The 13,742-nt window shown below is 39.4% G+C and carries 14 protein-coding genes; 11 read left to right on the top strand and 3 right to left on the bottom strand.

All coding sequences use genetic code 11. From position 1 onward, the window contains the following. The first annotated feature begins 104 nt into the window (after window positions 1-104). From CEF22_RS16850 to CEF22_RS16830, 5 genes are all read left to right on the top strand, one after another. Entirely contained in the window at window positions 105-1,397 is a 1,293-nt protein-coding gene (locus CEF22_RS16850; RefSeq protein WP_100403764.1) for a Glu/Leu/Phe/Val family dehydrogenase, read from the top strand. A 183-nt stretch (window positions 1,398-1,580) separates the two neighbouring features. Then, complete coding sequence (locus CEF22_RS16845; protein ID WP_100403763.1) at window positions 1,581-1,829, top strand: biotin/lipoyl attachment domain-containing protein; 249 nt, start codon at window positions 1,581-1,583, stop codon at window positions 1,827-1,829. 130 nt (window positions 1,830-1,959) lie between these two features. Next, the gene (locus CEF22_RS16840) at window positions 1,960-4,080 is read left to right on the top strand and encodes a sigma 54-interacting transcriptional regulator (protein ID WP_100403762.1); all 2,121 of its coding nucleotides are present in this window, start codon (window positions 1,960-1,962) and stop codon (window positions 4,078-4,080) included. Between the two features lie 249 nt (window positions 4,081-4,329). Next, a complete protein-coding gene (locus CEF22_RS16835; protein WP_232726219.1) occupies window positions 4,330-5,820 on the top strand; it encodes an aldehyde dehydrogenase family protein in 1,491 nt (496 codons plus the stop codon). Between the two features lie 28 nt (window positions 5,821-5,848). Next, entirely contained in the window at window positions 5,849-7,216 is a 1,368-nt protein-coding gene (locus CEF22_RS16830) for a putrescine aminotransferase (protein WP_100403761.1), read from the top strand. 255 nt (window positions 7,217-7,471) lie between these two features. Here the strand turns inward: CEF22_RS16830 and CEF22_RS16825 are convergent, their stop codons facing one another. The 3 genes from CEF22_RS16825 to CEF22_RS16815 form a co-directional block, all read right to left on the bottom strand. Further along, window positions 7,472-7,786 (bottom strand): DMT family transporter, encoded by a 315-nt coding sequence (locus CEF22_RS16825; protein ID WP_095479676.1) that lies wholly within the window; start codon window positions 7,784-7,786, stop codon window positions 7,472-7,474. Continuing rightward, complete coding sequence (locus tag CEF22_RS16820) at window positions 7,783-8,121, bottom strand: DMT family transporter (protein ID WP_095479675.1); 339 nt, start codon at window positions 8,119-8,121, stop codon at window positions 7,783-7,785. The genes CEF22_RS16825 and CEF22_RS16820 overlap by 4 nt, the downstream gene beginning before the upstream one ends. A gap of 83 nt (window positions 8,122-8,204) precedes the next feature. Next, complete coding sequence (locus CEF22_RS16815) at window positions 8,205-8,780, bottom strand: TetR/AcrR family transcriptional regulator (RefSeq protein WP_100404059.1); 576 nt, start codon at window positions 8,778-8,780, stop codon at window positions 8,205-8,207. Between the two features lie 223 nt (window positions 8,781-9,003). Between CEF22_RS16815 and CEF22_RS16810 the strand changes: the two genes are divergently transcribed. From CEF22_RS16810 to CEF22_RS16785, 6 genes are all read left to right on the top strand, one after another. After that, on the top strand, window positions 9,004-9,546 hold the full coding sequence (locus CEF22_RS16810; protein ID WP_095479674.1) for a helix-turn-helix domain-containing protein: 543 nt from the start codon (window positions 9,004-9,006) through the stop codon (window positions 9,544-9,546). An 18-nt stretch (window positions 9,547-9,564) separates the two neighbouring features. After that, window positions 9,565-10,671, top strand: coding sequence for an ABC transporter ATP-binding protein (locus CEF22_RS16805; RefSeq protein WP_100403760.1), 1,107 nt, complete (start codon window positions 9,565-9,567; stop codon window positions 10,669-10,671). Then, window positions 10,661-11,464: an ABC transporter permease gene (locus tag CEF22_RS16800; RefSeq protein ID WP_100403759.1), complete on the top strand. Its 804-nt coding sequence runs from the start codon at window positions 10,661-10,663 to the stop codon at window positions 11,462-11,464. Before CEF22_RS16805 ends, CEF22_RS16800 begins: the two co-directional genes overlap by 11 nt. Window position 11,465: 1 nt before the next feature. Next, window positions 11,466-12,269, top strand: a complete 804-nt coding sequence (locus tag CEF22_RS16795) for an ABC transporter permease (protein WP_100403758.1) — start codon at window positions 11,466-11,468, stop codon at window positions 12,267-12,269. Continuing rightward, the gene (locus tag CEF22_RS16790) at window positions 12,266-13,339 is read left to right on the top strand and encodes an ABC transporter substrate-binding protein (RefSeq protein ID WP_100403757.1); all 1,074 of its coding nucleotides are present in this window, start codon (window positions 12,266-12,268) and stop codon (window positions 13,337-13,339) included. Before CEF22_RS16795 ends, CEF22_RS16790 begins: the two co-directional genes overlap by 4 nt. A gap of 190 nt (window positions 13,340-13,529) precedes the next feature. Further along, a complete protein-coding gene (locus tag CEF22_RS16785; protein WP_100403756.1) occupies window positions 13,530-13,724 on the top strand; it encodes a lmo0954 family membrane protein in 195 nt (64 codons plus the stop codon). Window positions 13,725-13,742: the final 18 nt, after the last annotated feature.

Below are 13,742 nucleotides of genomic sequence, written 5' to 3'. Positions count from 1 at the left end.
CAAGGAAACGCTTGAAATAAGGGGTTTATCTCGATAGTTAACGGTAAAAATCGATGGCACGGAAATTGCTTATTGTTAAGTAACAAAAAAAACGAGGTGTAGTTATGGAAACAAAATCGCAGGTGACAGAGATCAAAGATCAGAAGTTAAAAGAGGAGAAAAATCCACAATTAGAATTCCAAGCGATATTAAAGCAAGCAACAGAGCTTCTTGGCTATTCAGATGAGGTATTTGAGTTTTTCAAAGAGCCGATGAGGTTTTTAGAAGTAAGTATTCCGGTGAAAATGGATCACGGGGTAACGAAGATTTTTCGTGGTTATAGAGCACAGCATAATGATGCTTGTGGACCAACAAAGGGAGGCATTCGCTTTCACCCAGAGGTTAATCCAGATGAAGTTAAAGCGCTTGCAGGTTGGATGAGCTTAAAGTGTGGAGTGAACGGTTTGCCATACGGAGGAGCGAAAGGTGGAATCGTTTGTGAACCGCGAAATATGAGCATGAATGAGCTAGAGCGTTTAAGTCGTGGGTATGTGCGTGCAGTTAGCCAGCTGGTTGGTCCAACGAAAGATATTCCGGCACCAGATATGTATACGAACTCGCAAATTATGGCTTGGATGCTTGATGAATATGACCATATTAGAGAGTTTGATTCGCCAGGTTTTATTACGGGAAAACCGTTAGTACTAGGTGGTTCAGAAGGAAGAGAAACAGCAACTTCAAAAGGTGTCCTGTACACGTTACAAATCATGAGTGAGTTGAAAAATATGCCGCTTGAAGGCTTAAAGGTCATCGTTCAAGGGTTTGGAAATGTCGGCGGTTATTTAGCTTATTTCTTACATGAAATGGGCGTGAAGGTAGTGGGTATTTCCGATGCTTTAGGTGCTATTTATGATCCTGAAGGTCTTGATGTTCCTTATTTACTTGAACGACGCGATTCATTTGGCATCGTAACAGGCTTATTCGACAATATCATCACAAATGACGAGCTACTAGAAAAAGAATGTGATGTGCTAATTCCAGCGGCGATCGGTGGAGTCATTACAGAGGAAAATGCTGATCGAATCAACTGTAAATTTATTGTGGAAGCAGCGAATGGTCCAACGACGAAAGAAGCGATTCAAATTCTTGATCAGCGTGGAATTTCAGTTGTTCCAGATATATTAGCCAATTCTGGTGGCGTCATCGTTTCTTATTTTGAATGGTGTCAAAATAACCAAGGGTTTTACTGGACGAAAGAAGTAGTGGAAGAACGTTTAAAAGAAAAAATCCATGCCAGCTTTTTAAATATTCAACAAACGTCTGAACGTTTTGATGTATCGATGAAGACAGCTGCTTATATGGAAGGTATTCGTCAAATGGCGGAAGCTTCTCGTTTACGAGGATGGATTAATTTTTAATCAATAAAGCATGACACGGGAGGAGAAGAGCTACACTTTGAGCGTTGCGGATTTGAAGGCAAAGGAATATTGTGATTGGGAAATCATATCGTAAGAAGGCTGAAGGGAACGCAGATAGTCTAGCAGCAACAAAGTGTAGCTCTTGGGTGGGACAATTAAAGGTAGAAAAGGAGATGAGTACGAATGTTTGAGGAGATGATTACAAGTCCGTATCAAGGAATTGTTCATGAGGTTCTAATCAGCAAGGAGACAAGAATCTATGAGTGGGAACCGCTATTTTTAATTAAAGATGAAGCTGGTGAGCTCTTTCCTGTGAAAATGGGAGTGAGCGGCGAAATTCAGTCATTAGAAGTTGAAAAAGGAGACGCAGTCATCCCTGGCATGGTACTCGCTTTTGTTAAAGAAGAATTGGTCATTAGTGCATGTGATTGAATTAAATACCTTGAAAAAAGAAGATGGATTGCCGTCTTCTTTTTTTGTTTGTATATTCTAAATAATTAATATTATGATAAAATTTTGTTAAAATAGTAAGAGGGTGAAAAAGGGGAAGGGAGGAATTCAGGTGTTTAGTATTAATGAAGAAAAAGTAAAGCCACTCATCACAATCGCTGTCGAGGATCAGGCGAATGACGATCATATTGATGTTAGTGGAATGAAAGAACCGTATGTGTTCATCACAGAACAAAATAAATTAACTAGCTTTATTCATTTAAAAAGTAATCGCTTAGCTCATAAAGGTCAAATCAACTTTCAGACGCTAATGAATGAGGCTGTTTCCATTGATAAAGTATACCATGTGAATAAAATGATTTCCTTACCTGTTATGTTTCAAGTGATTGGTGAGCCGCTGATGATTATTATTAATGAGCAAGGGGAGCCAATCGGGTATTTAAAGCGTGAGGAACTGCTAGCTGAATTGTTTAAGCAAGAAGATCAAAGCATCAATTTCATTCAAACGTTATTGAAGTCCATTCCAATGGGGATGTTTGTGGTCGATCGGGAAAAGAATGTTATTAACTGTAATGATGCGGGTTTGAAAATGATTAAGTCCACTTCTGAAAAAGTGATGAATAAGCCGGCTCAATCTATTTTTCATTCTGTGCATATTGAGAGCGTGTTCGCGACTGGAAAAACAATTTTAAACCAAGTCCAATTAACAGATGAAATGGGCGTGTTATTAGATTATTGTCCTATCTTGAATCAAGATCATGAGATAGAGGGAATGTTGATCGTCGTTCAAGATATTCCGAAAATTGAAGAGATGGCGATGGAAATAGAGGATATTAAAAATTTAAACACGGATTTAAACGCTATTTTATCAACGATTTACGATGAAATATTAGTAGTGAATCATAAAGGCGAACTCATTCGCTACAGTGAAAATGTGATTCCTGACTTTTGGGGAGTTGATTTGCAGCAGTTACTTGGGAAAAACCTTTCACAGCTAGAAGAACAAGGATTATTCAGCCCCTCTGTCACAAGGCTAGTGCTTGAACGAAAGAAAAAAGTGTCGATTGTTCAAGAAGCGAAAAATGGCCGGAAGGTTCTCGCGGTAGGAAATCCAGTTTTTAATGAAAAAGGAGCCATCGACCGCATTATCGTCGCTTCAAGGGATATTACCGAAACAACAAGGCTGAAAAGTGAACTAAAGGAAATAAAGAAGATTTCCGAGCAGTACAAAAAAGAGTTAGATAGCTTTAAAAACCAAGACCGCACGATGAAAAAATTAATGTATCGCAGTCCGAAGATGGAAAAAATCGTTACACAAGTAAAAAAAATCGCTCAATTTTCCTCGACTGTCTTAATTACAGGTGAATCAGGTTCAGGAAAAGAAGTTATTGCTCAGGCGATTCATCAGCTCGGAAGAAGATCGCATAAGCCATTTTTAAAATTGAATTGTGGTGCCATTCCAGAGAACTTACTCGAAAGTGAGCTTTTCGGCTACGCCAAAGGAGCTTTCACAGGGGCGGATAAAGAAGGAAAAGATGGCTATTTCAAAATGGCAGATCAAGGAGTGTTGTTTCTCGATGAGATCGGGGAGATGCCACTACATTTGCAAGTGAAATTATTGAGGGTGCTTCAAGAGCAAGAAGTCATCCCTGTCGGAAGTACGGTGTCGGAAAAAGTAGACGTTCAAATTATTGCGGCGACAAATAAAAAACTTGAAAAAATGGTGGAGCAAGGAACCTTTAGGGAGGATTTATTCTATCGGCTGAATGTGATCCCAGTGCATATTCCGCCATTAAGAGAGCGGACTGAAGATATTTCAGTGCTAGCTTTTTATTTTCTGCAACAATTAAATGATAAATATGACAAACACTTTCATTTAACGCCTGATGCTGTGAATGTATTAGAGTTTTATTCTTGGCCGGGTAACGTGCGGGAATTGCAAAATATTATTGAGAGATTGGTAGTTTCCTCTGATGAACCGGCGATCGATGCGGAGTTTGTGAGCCAATTTTTATCGCTTGGCTATGATTTTAAGAAGTCAAAGCCGATCATTACGAGAGTCATTCCTTTGCAGGAAGCACTAGATGATGTAGAAGAGCAATTAATTACGCTAGCGATGAACCAATATAAAACAACGACGAAAGCAGCGAAAGCTCTCGGAGTGAGTCAGTCATCGGTTAGCCGAAAGTATCAAAAAATTATGGAACGAAAAAACTCTCTCTACATTAATTAATATAGAAAGTGAAACATAAGGAGACTTGGAGAGCATCCAGTCTCCTTTTTTTATTCAAGTTATCATACGTTATGCAATTATGCATAGGTATACGGGTGCTTATTCATATAAAAAATAAACATAACCACCTAATGATCACGTTTTTCGCAAAAAATATTAATTTTAGAAAATTGGCACGATAGTTGCATTATATAAGACAAACAGATCAATAAGGAGGATGGGAACATGTTAGATACACAAAAGAAAGCAATGGCTAAAGATGAAAAGACTCTTGATTTGAAAATGTATATCAATGGTGAGTGGAAAGATGGAAGCGATAACAAAACACGTGAAGTCATCAATCCAGCGACTGGTGAAGTTACCGCTCATGCCGCAGAAGGAACGGTAGAAGATGCTCGTCAAGCGATTGCTGTTGCTAAGGCAACTTTTGAAAGCGGTATCTGGTCGGATCTTCCACCTGTAGAAAGAGCTGCTTATTTACACAAAATTGCAGACAAAATTGATGAAAAGGCTGAAGAGCTTGCTCAGCTTGAAACGATGGATAATGGGAAGCCTCTACGCGAAGCTGGATTTGACATGGGCGATGCAGCGGCTTGCTTTAGATATTACGCAGGAATGATTACACAGCCTGATGGTCAAACATACCATGTAGCCGATCCAATGCAAGCAATGGTTGTTAGAGAGCCAGTCGGTGTTTGTGGACTAATCGTTCCTTGGAACTTCCCTCTTTTAATGAGTGTATGGAAAATTGCTCCGGCTCTTGCAGCAGGGAACACAATTGTTTTTAAACCATCTGAAGTGACACCTGTAACACCAACAAAACTAATGGAAATTATGGAAGAAGTAGGAGTGCCAAAAGGTGTTATTAACATGGTTCATGGAGCAGGCCCTGTCGTAGGGAATGAAATTGCGGCTCATAAAGACGTTGATATGGTGTCGTTTACTGGTGGAACAAAAACTGGCAAACACATTATGAAAACGGCAGCGGACACGATGAAGAAAATTTCACTAGAGCTTGGTGGTAAATCACCGAATATCATTTTTGCTGATGCGGACTTTGAAGTAGCGGTAGACTATGCGCTATTTGGTATCTACTGTGGTTCCGGTCAAGTATGTTCAGCAGGTTCTAGAATTTTAGTCGAAGAAAGCATTTACGATCAATTTATCGAGCGCTTTGTAGAACGTGCGAAGCAAATTAAAGTGGGACCAGGTTTAGACGAAGAAACAGAAATGGGTCCATTAGTGAGCCAACAACATATGGAGAAAGTATTGAGCTATATCGAGATCGGAAAAGAAGAAGGAGCTCGCTTGCTTTGTGGCGGTGAACGCTTAACGGAGAACGGTCTTGGAGCTGGATACTTTGTTGCACCAACAGCTTTTGCAGATACAACGCAAGATATGAGAATCGTTCAAGAAGAAATTTTTGGACCAGTAGTAGCTATCCAAAAATTCAGCAGTGAAGAAGAAGCGATTCGCCTAGCGAATGGCACAGATTACGGCTTAGCTGGAGCAGTCTTTACAATCGATGGAGCAAAAGCGATGCGTGTGATCAAAAAGCTTCGCGCGGGAATTACGTGGATCAACTCTTATCATCCAACATATAACGAAGCGCCATGGGGCGGTTACAAACAAAGTGGTGTAGGCCGCAGCTTAGGAACATTCGGTTTAGAAGAATTCCAAGAAATTAAACAGATCAATATCAATATGCAAGTAGAAGAAACAGGCTGGTTTAAAAACTAATACTTTAAAAAATAGGAGTGGACAATCAATGACAACTGAACTAAAAAATAACGTAAGCAATGAACAACAAGTCTCTGAATATATTGAAAAGGTTTTATCTTTAATTGAGAAAGAAGAAGTAACACAAGAAGAAGCACAGTGGGTAACAAAAGAAACAGTTGATGGTTTCCGTGAGCATGTAAATCCAGGATTTTTAGCTTACCGTAAAACGGTTACGGAAGGCGGCCAATTTGCGGCGGTTGAATGGTCTGATGGTGGATCTTGCTTCACAGATATTAATGGAAAAACATATATTGATTGTTTAGGTGGATTCGGTATTTACAACGTTGGACACCGTAACCCGAAAGTAGTCAAAGCAGTAACAGACCAATTGAAGCGCCAAGCCCTTCATAGCCAAGATTTATTAGATCCACTGCGTGCAATGTTAGCGAAAATTTTAGCTGACATTACACCAGGCGATTTAAAATATGCGTTCTTTACAAACAGTGGAACAGAAAGTGTGGAAGCAGCGTTAAAGATTACGAAAATGTCTACCGATCGTACGACATTTATCGCAACAACTAAAGCTTTCCATGGTAAAAGCTTAGGTTCTTTATCAGGGACAGCAAAAGGTGAATTCCGTAAGCCGTTCCTACCGATGATCCCAGGCTTCCGTCATGTGGCATTTGGTGACATCGATATGATGAGAAAAACATTTGAAGCTTGTGCAATGGTTGGCGAAGATGTAGCAGGGGTGATTTTAGAGCCGATTCAAGGTGAAGGTGGAATCATCATTCCGCCAGCGAACTACTTGCAAGAAGTAAGAGCTCTTTGTGACGAGTACGGCGCTGTTCTTATTTTTGATGAAGTGCAAACAGGTATGGGGCGTACAGGAAAAATGTTCGCAGCGGATCTGTTCGGAGTAGAGCCAGATATCCTTTGTTTAGCAAAAGCATTCGGTGGCGGAGTAATGCCAGCTGGTGCGGTTGTAGCGAACGAAAAAGTATTCCAAAACTTATTCGACAATCCATTCATGCACACAACGACTTTCGGTGGAAATCCACTAGCTTGTGCGGCAGCGATTGCAACGATTGGCGTATTACTTGAAGAGAATCTTCCTGAAAGATCGGCTGAAGTTGGAGAGTATTTCTTAAAAGGCTTAAAAGAAGCTGCACAAGGCCACGAGGATAAAGTACTTGAAATCCGCGGTCAAGGCTTAATGATCGGAATCGAGTTCCACAAAGATGAAATCGGCTACGAAGTATCAAAAGGTATGTTTGATAAAGGTATCCTCGTTGCTGGAACACTCGTTAACTCGAAAACAATCCGCATTGAGCCGCCATTGACAATTAGCTACGAAGAAGTAGACACAGTTATTCAATCATTTAAAGAAGTATTAGCTACGATTGAAGCGTAATTGATTGATATCAACCACTCGCACAGGCGGGTGGTTGATTTTTATTGCAAGAGAGCTAGAAAATGGGGGACGAATTAGTCGCAGACGACCTGTAATTGGTCGCGAATCCACGCGAATCGGGCGAGAAAAATGTCGAATTGGGCATAAAAAGTGTCGAATCAGGCACGAACGCCCCACAATCAGTTACCCGCTCAAAAAATTGACAAAGCCTCTCGTAAAAGCACAATCTAGCTTTTACAAGAGGCTCTCTAATGATCAAGCGGTAAAACGTAGTCCAGCAACACCTAGTACGATAAAAATTAGTGAAAATACTTGTAGTTTGTTTAATTTTTCCTTAAACCAAAACAGACTGACGAGGGTAATTCCGATCGTACCGACGGCTGTCCATACCGCATAGGCGATACCGGCTGGCAGTTCGAGCATAGCTTTGGATAAGCAGTAGAATGAGAAGAAAAAACCAACGACCATCACAATAATCGGCCATTTTTTCTTTTTACCGTCAATGTATTTCATAGCGATCGTCGCGATGACTTCTTCAATTCCGGATAATATTAAAAAGGCCCAACTCATGCTGATTCTCCTCCTGGTTGTTCTTTTTTCGTTCCAGTACCCATTTTCATTCCAACAACTCCTAGAAGAAGCATGGATAAAAAGAGTAGTTGCGTAATGGAGAACGGTTCTCCTAAATAAATACCGACAAAATATGTGCCGACCGTTCCAATTCCGACGAAAACGGTGTAGGCTGCTGCGAGCGGAATCGTTTTGTATGAATGGATGAGCATCACAAAACTAATGGCAATAAGTGAACCGACAATGATCCAATCGACTAAAGAATCTGCATACTTTAGACCAGAAGCCCAAACAACCTCCAACATGCCTGCAGCAAAAACGATTAACCAATTCAATGTTAACACTCCTATTATTTAATGAATGAATATCATTCATATTTGTTAAAAAAAGATAGAGCCGCTTATTTGCTGCTCTTTCGCTAAGTTAATGACCGCTTTAAAAAGAAGTAAGTTTCTTCTTTAAAAGCATCTAAATTACTTTCATCTTCGGAACTATAAAACCTCTCAGCAGCGCTTTCAATTAAGTTAATAATGATTTTCGCTGTCCAATTAATGTTGATTTGTCCGAAAATCTCTTCGGATGCAATCGCCTTTTCTAAAATTGCTTCAAGCCAGTGGTAATAAGGCTGATAAATAGCCTCCCATTTTTCCATCGAATGCTCGATTGCTAAGCCTGAATAACAAAGAACGATCACTTCCTTATGTGACTTTGTTAGTTTAAATGTTTCATCGATCATAATCCGAATGATTTCCCAAAAGTCTTGCTTGTTTTCCGTCACCGTTTTAATTTCGTCCAAAGTAATCGTTAATAGATTTTCAGCAATAGCTGGTATTAACGCTTTTTTGGACGGAAAATATAAATAAAAGGTTCCTTGGGCAACGCCTGCCATTTTTACAATATCGGATATTGAGGTTTTATCAAGTCCTTTTTGGGAAATGGTGCTAATCGCGGCTTGAAGAATTTTGTTATACTTGCCGTCTTTTACTTCTGACATCATCATTTCCCTCCTTATTTTTTATGACTGACTGTCATTCATTTTAACACAAGATGCTTTTGTTCGCAAGATAGTCAAATTTTACATAGAAAACATAAAAAAATGGTTGAAGTTACCTGTGAAATCATTATAATAAGGTGCTGTGGGTAAACTTTAAGTAATTTAATAGTAAACTTTATTAACTGTAAGTTTACTAATTATAAACAGAGCAAGAGGTTATAAAATGGATATTGGGAAAAAAATAAAAAATTTACGCTTAAAAAAGGGGTTAACGCAAGAAGAGCTTGGTGAACGGACGGATTTAAGCAAAGGGTATATTTCTCAGCTTGAGCGGGATTTAAGCTCGCCGTCCATTGAAACATTCTTTCACATTCTTGAAGTGCTCGGTTGCTCACCGAAGGAGTTTTTCGATGAGCAAGCGAGAGAACAAAAAGTGGTGTATACGGAAGAGGATCAAACGGATTATCACGACGAAGAAAAGGGCTATAAAATTCAGTGGCTAGTACCTGAATCGAATGAGAAAGAAATAGAGCCTGTGAAATTATTTCTAGAAAAAGGCGGGGAATTCAAAGAGTTTGAGCCATCTTTAGCTGAAACATTTGGTTATGTGCTCAGAGGAAGCGTTGCGATCCAATTAGGAAAGAGAACTTATTTTGCCAAAGCAGGTGAGGCGATCTATTTCCATTCTTCTGAGACGCATCAAATTATTAATGATTCCGATGGACCATCGGAGTTGATTTTAACTGTAACAGAATCTTACTTGTAAACAATAGGGAGGTACATCATGAATGAAAATGTAATTATTCGCTTTGATCAAGTGACAAAGCAATATGACAACGATACGGTTGTTTTAGATAATGTCAGCTTTGAGGTTGAGAGAGGAAAGTTCTATACGCTTCTCGGTCCATCTGGATGTGGAAAGACAACGATTTTACGCTTAATTGCTGGTTTTGCTGAGGCGTCTGAAGGCGATATTTTCTTTAACGGAAACCGGATTAACCATGTCCCAGCGAACAAACGCCAAGTGAATACCGTGTTTCAAGACTATGCGTTGTTCCCTCATTTAAATGTGTATGAAAATGTTGCTTTTGGCTTACGCATTAAAAAAATGAGTAAAGCCGATATTGATCGAAAGGTAAAAGAGGCGTTGCGTTTCGTGAACTTAGCTGGCTATGAGAACCGTGAAATTACGGAAATGTCAGGGGGACAACGTCAGCGTGTAGCGATTGCCCGAGCAATTGTCAACGAGCCGGAAGTGATTTTGCTAGACGAACCGTTGTCGGCTCTAGATTTAAAATTACGTACGGAAATGCAATATGAGCTGCGTGATTTACAGCAGCGACTTGGGATTACATTTATTTTTGTGACGCATGATCAAGAGGAAGCATTAGCGATGTCGGATGAGATCTTCGTGTTAAATGAAGGGAAAATTCAGCAGAGTGGGACGCCAACAGATATTTACGATGAGCCGATTAACCGATTTGTAGCTGATTTTATTGGGGAGTCTAACATTGTGTCAGGAAAAATGATTAGGGATTTTGAAGTGGAATTTGCCGGAAAGACGTTTGAATGTGTTGATCAGGGGTTAAATGCCAATGAACCTATCGAAATTGTGATTCGACCAGAGGATTTAGAAATTACTACTTGGGAGCAAGGAAAGATTCAAGCGAGAGTTGTATCACAGCTTTTCCGTGGCGTTCATTATGAAATGCTTTGCTATGATGATGAACAAAATGAATGGTTAGTTCATTCAACGAAGAAAGCAACAGTGGGTGATGAGATTGGCTTGGATTTTGATCCGGAAGCGATTCATGTTATGCGCCTTGGAGAAACAGAAGAAGAATTTGATAAACGACTAGAATCTTATGAAGAGGTTAGCCATGAGAAATAAGACGCGTAGTTTGTATCTGTTTCCATATATGCTTTGGATTGTCTTGTTTGTCGTTGCTCCGATTCTGTTAGTTGTGTACTATTCTTTCTTTGATATAGATGGAAACTTCACTTTAGGAAACTATGAGAAGTTTTTCACTCCAGTTTATTTGAAAATGGTCGTGAGTTCTTTCTGGTATGCCTTTTTAATTACGGCCTTTTGTTTGCTCGTTGCTTATCCAACTGCTTACATCATTACGAAGTCAAAGCATAAGCAATTGCTATTATTATTAATTATTTTACCTTCGTGGATTAATTTACTGTTAAAGGCGTATGCTTTTATTGGTATTTTCGGTACGTATGGAGCAGCTAATAATTTCTTAGAGTTGATTGGTATTGGTACGCAACAAATTTTGTTTACAGACTTTAGCTTTATCTTTGTGTCTGTTTATATTTTTATTCCGTTTATGATTTTACCGATTTTTAATGCGTTAGATAAAATGAACCCCACATTAATAGATGCTTCACGTGATCTTGGAGCTTCCGCTTGGACAACGTTTCGTAAAGTCGTGTTTCCGTTGACGCTAGACGGAGTGAAGTCGGGAGTACAAGCTGTATTTATTCCGGCCTTATCGCTCTTTATGATCACTCGTTTGATCGCTGGAAATCGCGTGATTACACTTGGAACGGCGATCGAGCAGCATTTCCTTGTCACGCAGGATTGGGGAATGGGGTCAGCGATTGCTGTATTCTTAATTATTACGATGGTGGTTATCATGCTGATGACTAGCACGAGAAAGCGGGGGACTCTGTAAGATGAAAAAAAATACCGCTTGGTCAAAAGCTTATTTAATTTTTATGTTTGCTGTGCTTTACGCACCGATTTTCTATTTAATGTTCTACTCGTTCAATAGCGGTGGGACGATGAATGATTTTGAAAGCTTTACATTAGATTGGTATAAGGAATTATTTCAAGATACTCGTTTGTTGATTATTGTGTTAAATACGATTATTATTGCTCTCTTATCGGCGGCTATTTCGACGATTATCGGAGTGCTCGGTGCGATCGCGATCGTGTATATGAGAAAGCGGATCGTTCAAAATACGTTACTTTCATTTAATAATGTGTTAATCGTTAGTCCCGATGTCATTATCGGTGCTTCGTTTTTAATTTTATTTACGATGCTCGGTATTAAACTTGGCTTTATGTCGGTGTTGTTATCGCATATCGCCTTTTCAATTCCGATTGTCGTCATTATGGTACTGCCAAAGTTACAAGAGATGAGCACGTCGTTAATTGATGCGGCTCGTGACTTAGGGGCTAGTCAATGGGATGTATTCTCGAAGGTCATCTTGCCGTACATCTCACCAGGAGTTTTCGCAGGATTCTTTTTGGCGTTAACATATTCGTTAGATGATTTTGCTGTAACATTTTTCGTGACAGGAAATGGATTTAGCACCTTGTCGGTTGAAATTTATTCACTTGCTCGCCAAGGAATTTCTTTAAATATTAATGCGTTATCGACATTATTATTCTTGTTTACGGTGATTCTTGTTATTGGTTACTACTTTATTACGAAAAAGAACAACCGAGCAACTGGATGGGAGGCACGAAAATGAATAAATTGTTTCGGGGGCTACTCGTTGTTTTTGCGCTTGCCTTTCTCCTAATGTATATCGTTTCTCAACTGAATGCTTCTACTGGGCAAACAGCAGGAAATATTTTGACCATCTACAACTGGGGGGATTATATTGACCCTGATTTAATCACGCAATTTGAAAAAGAAACCGGTATTAAAGTTGTCTATGAAACGTTTGATTCGAATGAAGCGATGATGACGAAAATTGAACAAGGTGGAACAGCTTACGACATCGCCGTTCCATCTGAGTATGCCATTGATAAAATGAAAAAAAATGATCTACTTATCCCGGTGGATCACAGTCAATTGCCTAATTTAAAAAATATCGATCCGCGTTTTATGGACTTAGCATTTGATGAGGGGAATAAATACTCTATTCCTTATTTCTGGGGAACAGTCGGTATTGTTTATAATAAAGATTTAATGGATGGAAAGAAAATTACTGCTTGGAATGATTTATGGGATGACAGCTATAAAAATGATGTGTTTTTAGTAGATGGCGCTCGCGAGGTTATCGGTATGGGCTTAAATACATTAGGCTATTCGCTAAATGAAACGAATGAAGAGCGTTTAATAGAAGCGAAGGAAAAGTTAGAGGACCTAACCCCCAATGTAAAAGCGATTGTTGGAGATGAAGTTCAATTATTGATGATCAATAATGAAGCGAAGATAGGGGTCGTTTGGTCTGGTACAGCTGCGGATGTTATGTCTGAAAATGATAGTTTAGAATACGTTGTACCAGAAGAAGGGTCGAATCTTTGGTTTGATAACATGGTCATTCCGAAAACATCGAAAAATGTCGAAGCGGCTCATCAATTTATTAACTTCATGCTCGACCCGAAAGTGGCTGCACAAAATGCCGATTATGTTGGCTACTCCACACCAAATAAAAAGGCGCTTGAGCATATGCCCGAAGACGTCGTCAATGACCAGCGTTTTTATCCTTCAGCTGAATTAACCGAAAGACTTGAAGTGTATGAAAACCTTGGTCCACATATGCTGGCATACTACAATGAATTGTTTTTAGAGTTTAAAATGCATAGAAAATAGTAGAAAGTGTCCCGTTTTGGGGCACTTTTTTTGTGGAGATCACATGGGTGGTGTGCTGACTGATTGAGTGGATTTGATACCCACTCAGTCTTAAGTCTGAGTGGAAATTACATCTATGGATTGTTATGGTAACGACTTTATCAGAGTAACGTAATAAATAGATTATGATCAAAAGAGGAGAGAGAAAGCAATGAATAACGCAATGTTTTTTCACGTTGTCGGAGTAGCATTATTAATGGTCATCTCGAATCTTGGAACGTTACTTAGTTTAATCGTGTCAGCCATTATCATTTATATTGCCTGGGAACAATTTCAGAAGCCGTCTTCTAACGTAAAGAAAGTATTTTGGATCGTCATTGCTTTTTGGGGAGCGGTAGGTATTTAGCAACTGATGGACAGAGAG

The organism is Bacillus sp. FJAT-42315 (genome assembly GCF_002797375.1).
Lineage (GTDB): Bacteria > Bacillota > Bacilli > Bacillales > Domibacillaceae > Bacillus_CE.
The sequence above is the reverse complement of the archived record's forward strand: the minus strand, read 5'-3'. Positions and strand labels throughout refer to the sequence as shown.